17 protein-coding genes are annotated in these 15770 nt (G+C 70.1%); 7 read left to right on the plus strand and 10 right to left on the minus strand.

Features of this window, described 5'->3' with window-relative positions:
* Positions 1–122: 122 nt before the first annotated feature.
* Positions 123–446, minus strand: coding sequence for a DUF7882 family protein (locus tag ELQ90_RS10140; RefSeq protein WP_128495127.1), 324 nt, complete (start codon positions 444–446; stop codon positions 123–125).
* 366 nt (positions 447–812) lie between these two features.
* Between ELQ90_RS10140 and ELQ90_RS10145 the strand changes: the two genes are divergently transcribed.
* Positions 813–1970, plus strand: a complete 1158-nt coding sequence (locus tag ELQ90_RS10145; protein WP_166408977.1) for an ice-binding family protein — start codon at positions 813–815, stop codon at positions 1968–1970.
* 52 nt (positions 1971–2022) lie between these two features.
* Here the strand turns inward: ELQ90_RS10145 and ELQ90_RS10150 are convergent, their stop codons facing one another.
* Positions 2023–2931, minus strand: coding sequence for an AraC family transcriptional regulator (locus ELQ90_RS10150; RefSeq protein WP_128495129.1), 909 nt, complete (start codon positions 2929–2931; stop codon positions 2023–2025).
* 158 nt (positions 2932–3089) lie between these two features.
* Between ELQ90_RS10150 and ELQ90_RS10155 the strand changes: the two genes are divergently transcribed.
* From ELQ90_RS10155 to ELQ90_RS10170, 4 genes are all read left to right on the plus strand, one after another.
* Positions 3090–3848: an SDR family NAD(P)-dependent oxidoreductase gene (locus ELQ90_RS10155; protein ID WP_128495130.1), complete on the plus strand. Its 759-nt coding sequence runs from the start codon at positions 3090–3092 to the stop codon at positions 3846–3848.
* Positions 3849–3948: 100 nt separating this feature from the next.
* Positions 3949–4329: a putative quinol monooxygenase gene (locus tag ELQ90_RS10160; protein ID WP_208020622.1), complete on the plus strand. Its 381-nt coding sequence runs from the start codon at positions 3949–3951 to the stop codon at positions 4327–4329.
* A complete protein-coding gene (locus tag ELQ90_RS10165) occupies positions 4329–5342 on the plus strand; it encodes an alpha/beta hydrolase (RefSeq protein ID WP_128495131.1) in 1014 nt (337 codons plus the stop codon). The genes ELQ90_RS10160 and ELQ90_RS10165 overlap by 1 nt, the downstream gene beginning before the upstream one ends.
* Before the next feature lie 127 nt (positions 5343–5469).
* The gene (locus tag ELQ90_RS10170; RefSeq protein ID WP_166408979.1) at positions 5470–8379 is read left to right on the plus strand and encodes a lamin tail domain-containing protein; all 2910 of its coding nucleotides are present in this window, start codon (positions 5470–5472) and stop codon (positions 8377–8379) included.
* A gap of 54 nt (positions 8380–8433) precedes the next feature.
* On the opposite strand, the gene ELQ90_RS10175 is transcribed toward ELQ90_RS10170, so the two are convergent.
* The 5 genes from ELQ90_RS10175 to ELQ90_RS10195 all read right to left on the minus strand — a co-directional run bounded on the left by ELQ90_RS10175 (position 8434) and on the right by ELQ90_RS10195 (position 11540).
* Positions 8434–8667: a hypothetical protein gene (locus tag ELQ90_RS10175; protein WP_128495133.1), complete on the minus strand. Its 234-nt coding sequence runs from the start codon at positions 8665–8667 to the stop codon at positions 8434–8436.
* Positions 8668–8832: 165 nt separating this feature from the next.
* The gene (locus ELQ90_RS10180; RefSeq protein ID WP_128495134.1) at positions 8833–9243 is read right to left on the minus strand and encodes an MmcQ/YjbR family DNA-binding protein; all 411 of its coding nucleotides are present in this window, start codon (positions 9241–9243) and stop codon (positions 8833–8835) included.
* Positions 9240–9458: a CDGSH iron-sulfur domain-containing protein gene (locus ELQ90_RS10185; RefSeq protein ID WP_128495135.1), complete on the minus strand. Its 219-nt coding sequence runs from the start codon at positions 9456–9458 to the stop codon at positions 9240–9242. The genes ELQ90_RS10180 and ELQ90_RS10185 overlap by 4 nt, the downstream gene beginning before the upstream one ends.
* Positions 9448–10500, minus strand: coding sequence for a glycosyltransferase family 2 protein (locus ELQ90_RS10190; protein WP_128495136.1), 1053 nt, complete (start codon positions 10498–10500; stop codon positions 9448–9450). The genes ELQ90_RS10185 and ELQ90_RS10190 overlap by 11 nt, the downstream gene beginning before the upstream one ends.
* Positions 10497–11540: an iron-containing redox enzyme family protein gene (locus tag ELQ90_RS10195; protein WP_128495137.1), complete on the minus strand. Its 1044-nt coding sequence runs from the start codon at positions 11538–11540 to the stop codon at positions 10497–10499. The genes ELQ90_RS10190 and ELQ90_RS10195 overlap by 4 nt, the downstream gene beginning before the upstream one ends.
* Positions 11541–11768: 228 nt before the next feature.
* Between ELQ90_RS10195 and ELQ90_RS10200 the strand changes: the two genes are divergently transcribed.
* Complete coding sequence (locus ELQ90_RS10200) at positions 11769–12311, plus strand: ankyrin repeat domain-containing protein (RefSeq protein ID WP_128495138.1); 543 nt, start codon at positions 11769–11771, stop codon at positions 12309–12311.
* A 42-nt stretch (positions 12312–12353) separates the two neighbouring features.
* Here ELQ90_RS10200 and ELQ90_RS10205 read toward each other — a convergent pair whose 3' ends face one another.
* A complete protein-coding gene (locus ELQ90_RS10205; RefSeq protein ID WP_128495139.1) occupies positions 12354–13550 on the minus strand; it encodes an MFS transporter in 1197 nt (398 codons plus the stop codon).
* Between the two features lie 78 nt (positions 13551–13628).
* On the opposite strand from ELQ90_RS10205, the gene ELQ90_RS10210 reads away from it, so the two are divergent.
* Entirely contained in the window at positions 13629–13946 is a 318-nt protein-coding gene (locus tag ELQ90_RS10210; RefSeq protein ID WP_128495140.1) for an ArsR/SmtB family transcription factor, read from the plus strand.
* Positions 13947–13976: 30 nt separating this feature from the next.
* On the opposite strand, the gene ELQ90_RS16625 is transcribed toward ELQ90_RS10210, so the two are convergent.
* Entirely contained in the window at positions 13977–14120 is a 144-nt protein-coding gene (locus tag ELQ90_RS16625; RefSeq protein WP_166408981.1) for a hypothetical protein, read from the minus strand.
* A gap of 121 nt (positions 14121–14241) precedes the next feature.
* Positions 14242–15756 (minus strand): L-arabinose isomerase, encoded by a 1515-nt coding sequence (araA, locus tag ELQ90_RS10215; protein WP_128495141.1) that lies wholly within the window; start codon positions 15754–15756, stop codon positions 14242–14244.
* Positions 15757–15770: the final 14 nt, after the last annotated feature.

Genomic DNA, 15770 nt, shown 5'->3' on the forward strand with positions numbered 1-15770 from the left:
GCGCCCGTGATGTTGAGAAGCAACATGACGCCGAAGCGGTCCGTGCACTCGGTTCCGCACGACGCGAGCTTCTCCCAGGGGCCGCACTGCTGGCGAGGCGTCGACCGCGCGGCCGGGCAGCATCACTCGGAGGCCGGTGACCCCTCGACGGGTTCGCGCTGGACGTCGAGATCGAGCCCCCGAGTGGAGTGAGTCGCAGTGACCATCGATTCGAGCCACGCGTGGTTGAGGGCGGCGGTCCGCGATCCGGAGAAGCGGAAGCTCACGATGGCGGCCGGACTGATCCACACGGAGACCCGGCCGTACGCCTCCTCGTAGGACGGCGAGGTCCAGGAGAGGAGGAAGCTCTCGCGACGCCGCATCTTTTGAGCGAGGACGACCTGCACGTGCGCGAGGAACCGGTCCTCGAAGTCGTAGGTCTGTCCGTCGACGTTCATGGAACCCATGCGATCCATGATGCACCCGCGACTCGGAGCGGGATGGGGCGGTTGCACGATCGCTCGTCATCCAGGAGTGCGAGGATCGACCAGTCCGACCCGGCCGCCGGGGCACGACCGCCGACTGCGGACACCACAGCACCCCCAGTTCGGGACGATCGCTCGCGGGCGGAGGACGCCGCTGGACAGGGGGACGGCGGAATACCGCCTGCCTGCACGGAGCGACGAGCGGCACCAGAGCGCCGGGCACACTGCCAGGAACCACTCGCGCTCTTGCGGAGGACCACCCCCGGGTGTAGTCAGAGGTCAACGGGGAACACACAGGCGCTCGGGTGCGTCCATTCTGGTGCCTCCTCTTCTCAGTCAGGTGCCACCATGGCCCGCTCCATCCGTCCCCCCGCTCTCCGCCGCTCGACGGCCACTCTCGGTCTCGGTCTCGGCGTCGGTCTCGTGACCGTCCTCGCGCTGTCCTTCGGCTCCGCAGCCAGCGCCGATGTCGTCATCGACGGCCCCGTCGATCTCGGCTCCGCCGGTACGTACGGTGTACTCGCCGACGAGACGGTGACGAACACCGGACCGACTGTCGTCAACGGCGACGTCGGTCTCAGCCCGGGCACCTCGGTGACGGGCTTCACGGAAGGCCCGGGCACCATCGTCGGTGGCGAGCTCCACATCAACGATGAGCCGGCGGCTCTGGCGCAAGGGGACGCGAACACGGCGTACAACGTCGCGGCGTCGCTCACTCCGCTGGAGAGCGGAGTCACTCAGCTCAACGGTCGGTCGCTGTCACCGGGCGTCTATTCCGGTGGCGCGATCGATCTCGCGGACACGGGCGCGCTCGCCTTCGCGGGCTCGGCCGAATCCGTGTGGGTCATCCAGGCGGCGAGCTCGCTGACGATCGGTTCCGCGACGATCATGACCTTCTCCGGCGGTGCGAGCGCGTGCAACGTGTTCTGGCAGGTCGGCAGCTCCGCGACGATCGGTGGCGCCGCTCAGTTCGCCGGCACGATCCTGGCCCAGCAGTCCATCTCGGCGACGACGAGTGCGACCATCACGGGTCGCCTCCTCGCGCTGGAGGGCGCTGTGACGCTCGACACCAACGTGATCACCGTGCCGGAGGCGTGCCCCACCGTCGGTACGCCGGTCGTGGTGGAGCCGACCCCCACTCCCACGCCTCCCACGCCGGGACCCTCGGAGACCCCGGGCCCGTCGGAGACACCGGCGCCGACGGACGGCCCTTCTCCGTCGGAGAGCCCCGCTCCGACCGACAATCCGGTACCGACCCCTTCCAGCCCGACCGACTCCGATGACGGCACCGACGGTTCCGGCGGCTCCGGCGGCTCCGGCGGGTCCGGCGACGGCGACTCGGGGGCATCCGGTTCCGGTGAGACCGGCGGATCAGGGGAGCCTCTCGCCGTGACCGGTTCCGAGACTTCGGCACCCGCTGTCCTCGGCGCTCTCACCCTGCTCGCGGGGGTCGCGCTCACGGTGGCCGCCGGCCGGCAGCGCCGGGCGACCCGCTCCACCCGCTGATCGACCACTGAACGCCCCGTCGCTCCGGTCGCACACCGGAGCGACGGGGCGTTCAGCGTGCCCCGGCGCCCTGCCGCAAGCCGGCGACGTCCTGCAACGGGGAAGCCCCGAAGCGGCGCCGGTACTCGCGACTGAACTGCGACGCGCTCTCGTACCCGACGGCATGGGCAGCACCCGCGACGTCGCGCGGATCGGCGAGGAGCCGGACGCGGGCCTCCTGCAAACGGAGCTGCTTCTGGAACTGGATCGGGCTCATCGCTGTGACCGCCTGGAAGCTCCGGTGGAACGCCGACGGACTCATCATCGCGACCTCCGCGAGCTCCTCGATGCTGAGGGGTTCGGCGTAGCGGTCGCGGATCCACTGGACGGCATGGCCGACGCGGTTCACGGTGCTCTCGGCGAGACCGAGTTGCCGCACGGCCGTGCCGAGCGGACCGCGCACGAGGAGCCAGAGGATCTCCCGCTCGACGAGAGGTGCGAGCACGGCCAGATCGTCCGGCCGCTCGATGAGTCGGACCATCCGCAGCACGGCGTCGACGAGCTCGACCGACGGGTCTCCGACAGTGATCCCGGGAGCAGGCGCACCGCGGGAGAGCCGAGGCAGCCGACCGGCCGCGGGATGGAGCAGGAGCTCGGCCACGAGCGCCGGACGCAGCGTGAGCGCGAAGCCGAGCGCCGGCTCCCTGCGACTCGCTCGCGTGAAGTGCCCCGTGATGGGGAGGTCGACGGAGGCGATCATGCTCTGCTCGGCACCGTAGACGTGGACCAGTTCCCCGACCGCCAGTCGCTTCTCGCCCTGGGCCATGAGGACGAAGACCGTGCCCGTCGTCGAGAAGGCGGGAGGCCCGGTCTCCTCGACGCGGGAGATCACCGCCGCCTCTCCGATGGCGACGGGCGTCGCCGTACCGTGGCGCGCGATGAGGGTTCGGAGTTCGTCGAAGCCGCTGCTCGTGTCCGTCATGCGGACAGTCAATCATCACCGCGCCGCTTCAGAACACGATTCTCCTTTCCCGAGCAGGATCGTGCAATAGGGCGGTCGGATCGGGCTGGGACGCCCTCGCTGCCGCTGCTTACCTGGACATGGCGAAGACATCGCGATTCGGACGACAGGAGAAGACGATGAATGTGGCAATCGTGATCGGTGGGAGTGCGGGGATCGGGCAAGCGGCCTCGACCGAGTTGGCGCGGCGCGGATTCGGCGTGATCCTCACCTACAACCGCCACCGGGAGGGAGCGGACGAGACGATCGAGGCGATCCGGGGGCTCGGCGGGACGGCCGTCGCTCTCCCCCTCGACATCGGCGAGTCGGCGACCTTCGGGGCCTTTCGTGACGCCGTGACGACGGAACTCGCCCGGTCGTTCGGCACGACGACGATCCGGGCCCTGGTCAACAACGCCGGTTTCGGACACATGGCGCTCTTCGAGGAGACGACGGAGGAGGTCTACGACCGGCTGCACCGCGTGCTGCTCAAGGGCCCGTTCTTCCTGGCACAGACACTCCTCCCCCTGCTCGAGGACGGCGGCGCGATCGTCAACACGACGAGCAGTTCCACCACGACGAAGGGGCTCACGCCGGGCTATTCCGCGTACGGCTCGATGAAGGGAGGGCTCGTCGTGCTCACGCGGTACCTCGCGAAGGAACTGAGCCCGCGCGGCATCCGGGTCAACTCGGTCTCACCGGGCGTGACGCGCACGCGCCTCGGGGACGACGCATTCGCCCGCTTCCCGGAGCTCATCGAACCGCAAGCGCAACGCACGGCCCTCGGACGCATCGGAGAGCCGGACGACGTCGGGTCGGTCATCGCGTTCCTCGCCTCGGACGAGGCGCGCTGGGTCACGGCGCAAGACCTCGAGGTCTCGGGCGGCTACGACCTGTGATCTCCGCACCGCTTCACGTTCCTGCCATGCGCACGCCATCTCCCACCGTCCCGCATCACCACCTCCCCGATTCCCTCATCTCTCGAAAGGACCATTCATCATGACGACGCCCCCCGCTCGCACCCCTGACCCCACTCCCACGCCCGCCACGGCACCGAAGCCCGCCACGGTCGGTTACGGTTTCTCATCCACCATGACCGCACTGCCGGGACGAGGAGATGAGCTCGTCGAGTTGCTCCTGTCCGGGCTGGAGCCGGGCAATCCCGGCTCCACCGAGTACTGCGTCGTGTACCTCGTGAGCCGGTCCACCTCCGACCCCGACGTCGCGCACATCATCGAAGGATGGACCTCGGTCGAGGACCACCATCGGATCTTCGCTGGCGAGGCCGCGCAGGCGATCGTCGCTCGCTTCCAGGGACTGCTCGTCGGAGAAGCGACGTACACGGACCTCACGCCCGTTCGCGGGAAGGCGGCGTTCTGATGAGCGCATCCGATCCGCTCCCGCCCGCCGACGTCGTGCTGCCGTCTGCCGCGATCCCGCGTCCGCCCGTCGATCCCGGCCTCGCCGCGCTCCTCGTCGCGCTTCCGCCGATGGCCGTTCTCGACGCCGAGACCCTTCCCCTCGTGCGCCCATACTCCTCGGCTCCCGTCGAACCCCTCCTCGCGAACCGGGACGTCAGCCGCCGCGAGATCACCGTGTCCGCCGACGATGGTCATGAACTCGCGCTCACCGTCATCTCCCGTCGTGATGACGACGCGCAATCGTCGTCTCGGACACCGAACCGGTGCGTGTACTGGTTGCATGGCGGCGGCATGGTTATGGGCGACCGGTTCGCCCAACTCGATGTCCCACTCGAGTGGCAGGACGACCTCGGCGTCGTCGTCGCGACGATCGAATACCGGCTCGCTCCCGAGGTGAGAGGCTCGACCATCGTCGAGGACGCGTATGCCGGGCTGCGATGGCTTTCGGGGCACGCGGCCGAGCTGGGCATCGACCCGTCGGGCATCGTGGTCGCCGGGATGAGTGCGGGCGGGGGGATCGCCGCCGGAGTGACGCTGCTGGCACGTGACCGCGACGAGGTGCATGTGGCCGCGCAAGTGCTCGCGTGCCCCATGCTCGACCATCGCAACGCGTCGCTCTCGAGCCGCCAGTTCTCTGGGCCGGGGATCTGGTCGCGCGAAGCGAACACGTTCGCCTGGTCGAGCCTGCTCGACGGCATCCCCACTGACGAGATCACCGAGTACGTCTCCCCTGCTCTTGCACGCGACCTCTCCAACCTTCCGCCGACCTACATCGATGCGGGCAGCGCTGAGGTCTTCCGGGACGAGGACGTGGCGTACGCCGCCGGTATCTGGGCATCCGGGGGCCGAGCGGATCTCCACGTGTGGGACGGCGGCGTGCACGGCTTCGACGCGCTCTTCGCCGATGCGACCATCTCCCGCGAGGCACGGCGGTCGCGCATCGCCTGGTTGCGTCGCGTGCTCGACATCTGACGATCGCACTCGATGGCGGCGCCCGGGCGGGCCCGAGGCAGCGTTCTTCTCCCGTTCACCTGTGGTTCGCCCGGCGCAGCCAGACTCGACGAGGCCTCACCTCCGCTCCGCCTCGAAGGGCACCCCCATGCGCAGAACCCCCCGACGATCCGAGCGCGCGCTCACCGCGCTCGCGGTCTCCGTCCCGCTCCTCGCCGCTCTCGCGGTCGCTCCCTCCGCCCCCGCCGCGACGGCCGCTGAGGCCTCCCCTATCCGCATCAACGAGATCGCGCAGAGCAACGGCGTCCCGGGCGACTGGATCGAATTCACGAACACGGGCACGACGTCCGTCGACGTGTCGGGGTGGATCGTGAAGGACGACAAGGACGAGCGCACGGACGCCCTCCCGGTGGGTTCCGTGATCGAGCCGGGCGGCTTCCTCGTCTTCGGCGAGCCCGAGATGACCTTCGGCCTCGGTCGTGCAGACACCGCGCGCCTCTACCTCGCCGACGGCACGACCCTCGTCGACAGCTACGCCTGGACCGACCACGCCGCGACGAGCTACGGTCGCTGCGCCGACGGCACCGGTGACTTCGTCCTCACCGTCGCCCAGACCCGCGGTGAGGCCAACGCCTGCTCGCTCGACGCGGCCGACGCCGTCGTCATCAACGAGATCGAGTCGAGCGGAGGCGAGCCGGGTGACTGGATCGAGCTCACGAACACCGGACGCGTCGCCGTCGACGCGACCGGCCTCGTCATCCGCGACGCCGACGACACCCACACGTTCGTGATCCCCGCGGGGTCGCCGATCGCGCCCGGCGGATACCTCGTCGTGGGCGAGCCGGAGATGACCTTCGGTCTCGGGGGCGCGGACTCCGTCCGTCTCTTCGACACCGACGGCACGACGATCGTCGACGAGTACTCCTGGACGGCGCACGCCTCCACGAGTTACGGCCGTTTCCCCAACGGCACGGGAGATTTCACAGAGACCCTGGAGCCGACGAAGGGTGCGGCCAATGTCGTGCCGACGCCCGAGGGCACCGACGTGCGCATCAACGAGATCGAGTCGAACGGCGGGACACCGGGCGACTGGGTCGAGCTCATCAATCCGACGACCGCGGCGATCGACCTGAGCGGGTGGATCGTGAAGGACAGCGACGACACCCATGTGAGCGTGCTGCCCCAGGGGACGAGCATCGCGGCCGGTGGCTTCTTCATCGTGGAGGAGGCGCAGCTCGGCTACGGCCTCGGCGCCTCCGACGCCGTGCGCCTCTTCGCCCCGGACGGCGTGACGCTCGTCGACGAGCACGCATGGGAAGGCCACGCCGCGACCTCGTACGGGCGCTGCCCCGACGCGACCGGCGAGTTCGTCCTCATGACCTCCGTGACCAAGGCGTCCGTGAATGACTGCGGCTCGCCTGTGCGTATCAACGAGGTCGAGTCGAGCGGTGGGGACCCCGTCGACTGGATCGAGATCGTCAACAACGGCGCCACCCCCGTCGATGTCTCGGGCATGATCCTCAAGGACGACAACGACGCACGCACGTTCGCGATCCCGGCCGGGACGACGCTCGACGCCGGCGCCCACCTCGCGATCGACGTGGACGTCGACGGAGGCTTCGGCCTCGGCGGTGCCGACTCCGCCCGGCTCTTCGCCGCGGACGGGGTCACGCTCGTCGACGCGTACTCGTGGACCGAGCACGCCGCGACGACGTACGGACGCTGCCCCGACGGCACGGGCGAGTTCGCTCTCACCACGGCCCCGACGAAGGGCGAGCCGAACGCGTGCGAGGGCGACCTCGTCACGGGACCGTGGCCGGGCGGCGAGTCCGTCTCGGTGGTCGACGAGGCCGGCTACTTCGGCAGCAACATGAGCGGCCTCGTGTTCGAGGACACCGACGCCGGAACAGGCGCCGATACGCTCTGGGCCGTGAAGAACGGGCCCGGCACGCTCTACCGTCTCGAGAACACGGCCGGACAGTGGGCGCCGTCGACCGAGCCCGGCTGGGAGTCCGGCAAGCCGCTCCACTACGCCGACGGCACGGGCGACGTCGACGCGGAGGGCGTCGCGCTGACCGACGCCGGTTCGGCCGGAGGCATCTTCGTCTCGACCGAGCGGAACAACGACGTCTCCGGCACGAGCCGGCCGTCCATCATCCGCTACGACGTCTCCGCGACGGGTACCGAGTTCTCGGCCGACCGCGAGTGGAACCTCGCCGCCGACCTCGCCACCGACGTCCCGACGATCGGCGCGAACGCCGGTCTCGAGGGCATCACGTGGATCCCCGACGCCGACCTCGTCGCGAAGGGCTTCGTCGACGAGAGCACCGGTGCGCTCTACGACCCGGCCGACTACCCGGGTCACGGCGGCGGGCTGTTCGTCGTGGGACTCGAGGCGACCGGTTCGCTCTACGTGTACGCGCTCGACCAGGACTCCTCGGACCTCCGGCGCATCGCGACGATCGCGAGCGGATTCCCGAGCATCATGGACCTCGAGTACGACCCGGCGACGGACCTGCTCTGGGCCGTGTGCGACGACACGTGCGACGGCCGCTCGGCGATCCTCGACGTGGAGCCGGCCGCACCAGCGGCTCCTGCCGCCGACGTGAGCGTTGCCGCCGCCCCCGGCGCCTTCGGTGTCGTCCTCGTGGTCGAGCGCCCGGCCGAGATGCCGAACGTCAACAACGAGGGTTTCGCGATCGCTCCGAACGATCAGTGCGCCGATGGCGTGAAGCCCGTCGTCTGGTCGGATGACAACGGGACGGACGGGTTCTCGCTGCGCGAGGGCACGATCGTCTGCACGCTCGCGGAGGTCCCCGGCGAGCCCACGCCGACCCCGGACCCGACGGACCCGACGGACCCGACGGACCCGACCGACCCGACGGACCCGAGTGACGACGGCTCGGCACCGTCGGGGCCCGACTCCGGTGCGGACGCGGGAGACGGCCTCGCGGTCACGGGAACCGAACCGGCCGCAGCGCTCCTCGTGGCCCTCGCGCTCCTTCTCGTCGGTCTCGCGGCGGCCCTGCTGCACGGGCGCCGGAGCAGCGTCCGCTGAGGTCGATCCACACACGACGACGCCGAATCTCCCGCCAGATCGACGGCCCGGGCCTCACTCCCCCAGGTACCGCCGGAGAATGATCTCCACCGTGCGGAGGCGCCAACGCACCCGCACCGCCGTGAAGCCGCGGCGTAGCAACTGGCGGGCTGTCGAAGCGTCGAGGCGCATGCCCGGTTCGGAGCTGTCGCGCCACCCGGACGTCGAGTCGTAGACCTCGCGGATGCGGGGGCGGGCGCGCCCGGATCCGAACTTGCGCTCGCCGTACGGCGTGACTGTGAGAGACACGAGAACTCCACTACCGGGTCGGGGCGGCACAGGGGGGTTCGATCTCGGCACCGATGCAGAGCTCGTGAGAGGGCGACGCCCTCGAGGACCGGTCGCCACGCTACTCCTGCCGGGCACCTGCGGTCGCCCCCATTCCAGGGACATCGCGTGACGCGGGGGTGACTCTCACCCGCGCGACGGCTGGGCGAAGACGTCGGGGTCGACGGGCCGCCGACTCCTCGGCAGCTTCTCGACGACGAGGAGGTACGACTCGGTGACGAGCTCGTCGACGAAGGACGGCTCGAGATCGCCGCCGGGGTGGAGCGTGATCCAGTGCCGCTTGTTCATGTGGTAGCCCGGGGTGATGTCCTCCCGCGCCTCCCTCAGACTGCGCGAGTCCTCCGGCGTTGCCTTGAGGATGACGATCGCTTCGCCGGCGACGACCGTCTGCAGCATGAAGACGCGGTCCCTGACCTTGAAGACGTCCCAATCGGGTCCGAAGGGATGCGTGAGCTCGGCGCCCGGCAGTTCCCGGGTGCGTTCGGCCGCCCGCTCCTGCACCGTTCTGTCGAGAGGCTGGTCGTCGTGATCGCTCACTCGGGCGCCGGTGGTTCGGTCCGGAAGTTGACGAGCTTGTGGGTGCCGTCGCACCACGGCTTGATGGTCGAGACGCCGCAGCGGCACAACGCGACGGTGCGGCGCGTCGGCACGATGTCCTCGCCGTCCGGTCCCGTGATGACGACGTCACCCCGCACGATGAGGGGGCCGTCGGGGTAGGGCGAGATCCTCACGGGATCGGCGTCACGCGACACGGTGGACCTCCGACTCCTGAGCGATCCGCGCGCGCACGCTGCGGACCGAGTGGGCCGCCGTCGGCAGCCGCCTCCCACGATAGGGGACGCCGCCGCGGAGCCGGGCGCCGACGGCGAGCCAGCTCGTGACGGCGCGCTCGAGCAGCCAGACCGGCGCCCACAGCGCTGACGACGGCGGGTAGACCGCCCGGCCGCCGTCCCTCCTCCGCCCGACCTCGGCGATCGCGACGACGACGACCGCCGCGACGACGAACCGCGACGGCGACCGGAGCGAGGAGACGAGGAGCGGGGCGAGCGCGAGCTCGACGGCGAGGTGACCGGGCCGCGCCCATTCGTCGTAGGCCTGGCGGACGCGCTGCTCGAGGAAGCGACGCGTCGTGGGCGGGCGGCGCTCGATGAAGACGTCGTCGGCTCGCGCCTCGACACCGCCGATGGCTCGCACGGTGCGAAGCATCTCGAGGTTCTCGAAGAGGACGTCGCCGTCGTAGCCGCCCGCACGGAGGATCGTCGAGCGGCGCAGCGCGAATGTCCCGGGGAAGTCACCGCCCGTCGCGCGTGCCAGCAGTGAGCGCGCGGTGTCCCAGCGCGCGTGCCACGGCAGCGGCTGGAACACGTTCTGCGGGCGCACGACGTCGGCGTCCCGCAGCCTCGAGAGCACGCGCGCGAGGGAGTCGCGGTCGTAGCGCACGTCGTCGTCCGCGATCACGACGCGCTCGTGGCGTGATCGGCGGATCCCGGTCATGACACCGGCGACCTTGCCGTTGCGCCCCGGCCACGGTTCGACGGGGAGGAGCCGCAGCCCCGTCGGTCGCGCCTCGTCGACCCAGCGCTTCCGGTGGGCGTCGCGGACGATGGGATCGGAGCCGTCGACGACGGTCACATCGATCCACGCGTCGAGTCGGCGCAGATAGGCCGCGAACTCGAGCGAGCCGTCCTCCGTCTCCTCGTCCTCGCTCCAGCGCAGCGGCAGGACGTACTCCGCGTCGAACCGACGGCCGACGCGGGCGGACCGTCCGCCCTCCGGGACACCCGCGCTCCTCATGCGGCCCGCAGTGACGATCGACCGCCCTCGAACGCCTCGAGGATGTGATCGGCGAGGAGGCCGTCGACGTAGAGCCCGGCGCTCGCGCCGAAGAGGATGTCCGCGAGGAGGTCCGGCTCGTCCTCGGCGAGGGAACCCGCGAGGTCGTGCGCCGCGATCTGCTCGTGGACGGCGTCGGCCTCGACGTGCTCGTCGAAGTACTCGGTGACGTCCTCGCCGAAACCGAGCCGCTTGAAGGCGTCCCCGTACGACGTGTTCGGGATGGAGGAGGTCATCTCGAATGCCGCGAGGTGCCCGGCGGTCGCGCCGCGGAGCCGGCGGTTGAGTCCGAACATCGACATGAGGTTGAGCGACGCGAACGTGATCGCCGGGATCTCGTCGAGGTAGGCGCCGTACGTGGCGTCGAGACCGACGCCCTCGATCGTGCGCGCGAAGATCGCGGCGTGCTGACGATCGGGCCGCCCCGCTCCGTACTCGTCGGACTGGATCTCGACGAGCGCGACCTTACTGCGTCCGTGGAGCCGCGGGATCGCCCACGAGTGGGGGTCCGCCTCGCGGAGCGTGTAGACCGTGCGCTGCTTGAGGAACTCGACGGCCTGCTCGAGCGTGGCCTTCCGCGCGAGGTAGCGCGACAGGCTCGGACCCGGAGTCGGCTTCGTGAGCTCGAAGAGCGTCGCGGCCACCGCTCCGCTCTCCGCTGGAGGCAGGTCGGGCATCGGGACGACCTCGCGCAACCGCGCCTCGAAGGCGGCCTCGAGCCGGGCACGACCCGCGAGCAGGTCGCCGTTCCACTCCCAGACACCGCCGGGGTCGACGAGCCCGCCGGTGTGGAGCGAGTAGAGCAGGAAGAGCGTGAACTGCACGTCGTCGTCGACGATGACGTCGCTCGTGGCCGCGATCGCCTCGTCGACGGCGTCGTGCCACGACGTGACGGGACCGACGTCGTCCGGTCGGCCATCGAGGATGTGAAGGAGGGAGGCGCTGAGCGGTCCACGCGCACTGAGGTGCGTCGACGACGCCTGCATACCGGTGTCAGTCATGGTTCCAGTCTCGGGACACGCTCGCGACTCCGCAGCCCCTTGCGGGTCGCTCCCCTTTCGAGGAAGCGAGACGGTCCCCGTCCGGAAGCCGCTCGGCGCTACGCCCTCAGCACAGCGGTTCCCGCTCCGCGCTGACCAGCCACGCAGAGCTGCATCACGCGCGCGCCTCTGTTTTCCCGAAAACGGCCGCCACGGCGGGTTGCGGCTGTAAACCTGCGAGACTGAACCATGACGTATCCCACTGTGTTCCGCACCACCCGGAAGAGCGAGCGCGCTTTTCTCGCCGATTACCAGCCGGAACAAGCGGGATGGTCCGACAGTACGGGCACGACGGTCCTCATGTACGCGCTCAAGAACGCCGACCCCGTTGCACGCGTCGCGATCGCGAATCGGCTCATCGACGACGGGGCCGACACTGCGGCAGAGACGGGCGACCACGTCAACGCCCTGCACACGCTCCTCTCGGCGATGCAGCACGATTTCGCGACCGAGCCGGCTCTCCTTCAGCGCCTCATCGACGGCGGAGCGGACGTCAATCTGTGCTCCGGTCAGCGCTACGGCACGCCCATGCAGGCCCTCAGTCGCATGACCACCTTCTCGGACACGACCCTCGCACCGTTCTACGACGTGATGTTCGCGTGCCCGCAGCTCGACGTCACGACCCAGAGCCGCACCGGCCGCAGCGTCATGGACAGCGCGCGCGCTGCGGGCGCCCGTCGGGGTGATCTGCTCGCACGGTGCGAGGCGCACCTGGCCCACGCCACCGCCTGAGCGCCTCCGCCGAGGCGGCGCGGCACGGCGGCGACTTCCGGATCAGGCCGCGGCACGGACCCGGAAGACCGCGGCCGACGCCGCCAGCACCACGACGCACGCACCGTAGATCGTGGCCATGACCGCGAGCGTGATGACGGGCGTCAGCACTCCGGCGATCACGGCAGGAATCCCGAAGGCCAGGTACGACACGGTGTAGAGGGACGCAAACATCTCGGCGCGCTCGTGCACGGCGACCGCCGGGATGACGGTACCGACGACGCCCATGAACGCCGGCCCGAATCCCGACCCCGCGATGACGACGGCCAGCAGGTAGAACGTGTACGAGCCCGACGCGAGCGCGACGATGCTGAGAAGCGTGCCGACAGCGAGCGCCACCGCCCCGTAGATCGTCGTCACACGCGACGGACGATTGCGGAGGGCGAGCACGGCGATCGCGCCGGCCGCTGGCAGCACGCCGATCGTGAGCCCCTGCAGAGCATGGCCGTCCACATGCAGGACCACACGCACGATGCTCGCTCCGAGCGAGAGGAAGAGCCCGCCGGTCGCCCATCCGGCGAGGATGACGGGCACGCTCATCGCGAAGAGCCGGCGCGCCGGCGCGGGCACGGCGACCCGCGGACGGAGCGCCCGCAGCCACCCCCGCTCACGGGCGGACGTCTCGGGCACGACCCAGACGACGACGGCGAGGGCCGCGTAGATCAGCGTGAGCGCACCGAACACGACGGCGAGCGCGTGAGTCTCGTCGGCCTCGAGAACGAGACCCGATACGATCGCCCCGCTCGCGAGCCCCGCCATGGGAGTGACGGAGTTGAGGACGGCCGCCGATGAGGGACGACCGGGATCGGCGAGGTCCGCGATCATGGCCGAGAGGGCGGCGAGCAGCACGCCGCTCGCGAGACCCTGCAGAGTGCGGGCCACCAGCAGCACTGCAGCCGAGTCGGCCGACCAGAGCAGGGCGACGCTGACGGCGAGGAGCACGAGACCACCGCTCACGACGGGACGCCGACCGACGTGGTCGGACAGCGACCCCGCGGTGAGGAGGGCGACGAGGAGCGCGACCGCGTACACGGCGAAGACGAGGGTGATGATCGACGGCGCGAGCCCGAGTGATTCCTGGAGGAGCGGGTAGAACGGCGACGGCGCACTCGCGCCCGCCATCATGAGCATCACGGCTCCTCCCGCGAGCGCGAAGCCCGTCCGATGTCGAGCGGTGCGACGCAGCGATGGCGTGGTCATGGGTCTCCTACCGTTCCAGAATCTTCGAACGATGAGACGGTACTCCCCTGGTGCCGTGAGTTCAACTATTGTCGAACTGTGCCCGCAGCGATCGACCTCCCCCACCCGGATCGGGACGACATCACGCTCGAGGGCGTCCTCTTCGCGCTGAGCGACTCGGAGCGACTCGCGATCGCGCGGGAGTTGCGCGTCGGGCCGCTCGACGCTGTCAACTGCGTGCCGTGGGATCCGAGCATGCCGAAGTCGACGAAATCCCACCTCATGAAGGTCCTCCGCGAGGGCGGCGTCATCCGCAGCGTGCCGAACGGCCGCAACCGCACGCTGTCGCTCCGCCGCGACGACCTCGACGCGCGCTTCCCCGGCTTGCTCGACGCGATCCTCGACGCCGACCACTGATCGGGAGACCGCGGAGTCGTCCGTGAACGCTCACGAGGAAGACGCGAGAAGGGCAGTGAGACTGCCATCGTGGTGGCGCCGTTTCGGCGTCGCGCCGATCGCGATGCGCCGCCGGACCCCCGGCGGCCACGTCAGCAGGACGGCGGCGGTGAGGATCGGGACGACCGCGAGCATCCACAGTCCTCGTCAGCGGCGTCCTCCACTCCGTCCAGGAGCGGCTACCGACCGGCCCCTTCCCCGTCCGCTCGCATGTTCCCGGCGGAGCAGGAAGAGGCGGCTGGCTGGACGCGGCGGTTCAGAGGCCGTCGGCGAGGCGGTGGTAGACGGCGTTCCAGCGCACCTCCTGCTCGAAGGCGCGGAGCGTCGTCGACTCGTCGATCACGAGGAGCTCGACGCCCGCGATGCGGGCGAAGTCCTCGAAGGCCTCGATGCCCACGGCCGTGGACATCACCGTGTGGTGGGCGGCCCCCGCCGTCAACCAGGCCGCGGCCGACGTCGCGAAGTCCGGTCGCGGCCGCCAGACCGCGCGTCCGACGGGCAGGTTCGGGAGCGGAGCACGCGGCTCGACGACGTCCACGACGTTCGCCGTCAGACGGAACCTGTCTCGCACGTCCGAGAGCGCCACGACGACGGCGCTCCCGGGGTCGGCCGTGAAGACGAGCCGAACCGGGTCGTCCTTGCCCCCGATCCCGAGCGGATGCACCTCGAGACTCGGTCGGGCCGTCGTGAGGGTCGGGCTCACCTCGAGCATGTGGGCGCCGAGGATCGTCTCGGACCCGTCGACGAGGTCGTACGTGTAGTCCTCCATGAGGCTCGCGCCTCCCGGGAGCCCAGCGCCCATGACGTTCGCGACGCGCACGAGCACCGCGGTCTTCCAGTCGCCCTCGGCTCCGAAGCCGTAGCCGTCGGCCATGAGCCGCTGAACGGCGAGACCCGGGAGCTGCCGGAGGGAGCCGAGGTCCTCGAAGCTCGTGGTGAAGGCGGAGAACCCTCGCTCCTCGAGGAACCCGCGCAGGCCGAGCTCGATCGCCGCTCCGTCGCGCAGCGACGTGTGCCGCTCCCCGTCGCGCCGGAGCTCGGGGGCGACGTCGTAGAGCTCCTCGTACTCGGCCACGAGGGCGTCGACGGCGTCGGACGGCACCGCGTCCACCGCCGCCGCGAGCTCGTTGACCGACCACGTGTTGACCTGCACCCCGAAGCGGTGCTCGGCCTCGGTCTTGTCGCCCTCCGTGACGGCGACGTAGCGCATGTTGTCGCCGAAGCGCGCGAGCTTCATGTTCTGCGACGCGTTCCAGCCTGCGGCGGCCCGGCTCCACGTCGCGATCTCGGTTGTGACGCGCGGGTTCGTGGCGTGCCCGACGACGGTCTTCCGCGCCACGCCCAGTCGCGTCTGGATGTACCCGAACTCCCGGTCGCCGTGGGCGGCCTGATTGAGGTTCATGAAGTCGAAGTCGATGTCCGCGTACGGCAGCTCGACGTTCGCCTGCGTGTGGAGGTGCAGCAACGGCTTCCGGAGAGCGTCGAGTCCCGCGATCCACATCTTCGCGGGGCTGAACGTGTGCATCCACGCGATGAGACCGATGACGTTGTCATCGCTGTTCGCGTCGAGCATCGCTCGACGGATCGACGCCGAGTCGGTCAGGACCGGCTTCCACACGATCCGGACCGGGATGTCCCCGTCGTCGAGCGTCGCGGCGATCCGCCGCGACTGCTCCGCGACCTGCCGGAGGGTGTCCTCGCCGTAGAGGCCCTGGCTCCCGGTGAGGAACCAGATCTCGAGCGCCTCGAACGAGGTCGTGCGTGCGGGCATGATGGGTTCTTCTT

The sequence above is a fragment of the Labedella phragmitis genome (assembly GCF_004078635.1).
Classification (GTDB): domain Bacteria; phylum Actinomycetota; class Actinomycetes; order Actinomycetales; family Microbacteriaceae; genus Labedella; species Labedella phragmitis.

What these genes read in the sequence shown, in the direction of transcription:
- ELQ90_RS10140 (WP_128495127.1), bottom strand. Translation starts at nt 446, where the DNA reads ATGGGTTCCATGAACGTCGACGGACAGACCTACGACTTCGAGGACCGG.
- ELQ90_RS10145 (WP_166408977.1), top strand. Translation starts at nt 813, where the DNA reads ATGGCCCGCTCCATCCGTCCCCCCGCTCTCCGCCGCTCGACGGCCACT.
- ELQ90_RS10150 (WP_128495129.1), bottom strand. Translation starts at nt 2,931, where the DNA reads ATGACGGACACGAGCAGCGGCTTCGACGAACTCCGAACCCTCATCGCG.
- ELQ90_RS10155 (WP_128495130.1), top strand. Translation starts at nt 3,090, where the DNA reads ATGAATGTGGCAATCGTGATCGGTGGGAGTGCGGGGATCGGGCAAGCG.
- ELQ90_RS10160 (WP_208020622.1), top strand. Translation starts at nt 3,949, where the DNA reads ATGACGACGCCCCCCGCTCGCACCCCTGACCCCACTCCCACGCCCGCC.
- ELQ90_RS10165 (WP_128495131.1), top strand. Translation starts at nt 4,329, where the DNA reads ATGAGCGCATCCGATCCGCTCCCGCCCGCCGACGTCGTGCTGCCGTCT.
- ELQ90_RS10170 (WP_166408979.1), top strand. Translation starts at nt 5,470, where the DNA reads ATGCGCAGAACCCCCCGACGATCCGAGCGCGCGCTCACCGCGCTCGCG.
- ELQ90_RS10190 (WP_128495136.1), bottom strand. Translation starts at nt 10,500, where the DNA reads ATGAGGAGCGCGGGTGTCCCGGAGGGCGGACGGTCCGCCCGCGTCGGC.
- ELQ90_RS10195 (WP_128495137.1), bottom strand. Translation starts at nt 11,540, where the DNA reads ATGACTGACACCGGTATGCAGGCGTCGTCGACGCACCTCAGTGCGCGT.
- ELQ90_RS10200 (WP_128495138.1), top strand. Translation starts at nt 11,769, where the DNA reads ATGACGTATCCCACTGTGTTCCGCACCACCCGGAAGAGCGAGCGCGCT.
- ELQ90_RS10205 (WP_128495139.1), bottom strand. Translation starts at nt 13,550, where the DNA reads ATGACCACGCCATCGCTGCGTCGCACCGCTCGACATCGGACGGGCTTC.
- ELQ90_RS16625 (WP_166408981.1), bottom strand. Translation starts at nt 14,120, where the DNA reads ATGCTCGCGGTCGTCCCGATCCTCACCGCCGCCGTCCTGCTGACGTGG.
- araA (WP_128495141.1), bottom strand. Translation starts at nt 15,756, where the DNA reads ATGCCCGCACGCACGACCTCGTTCGAGGCGCTCGAGATCTGGTTCCTC.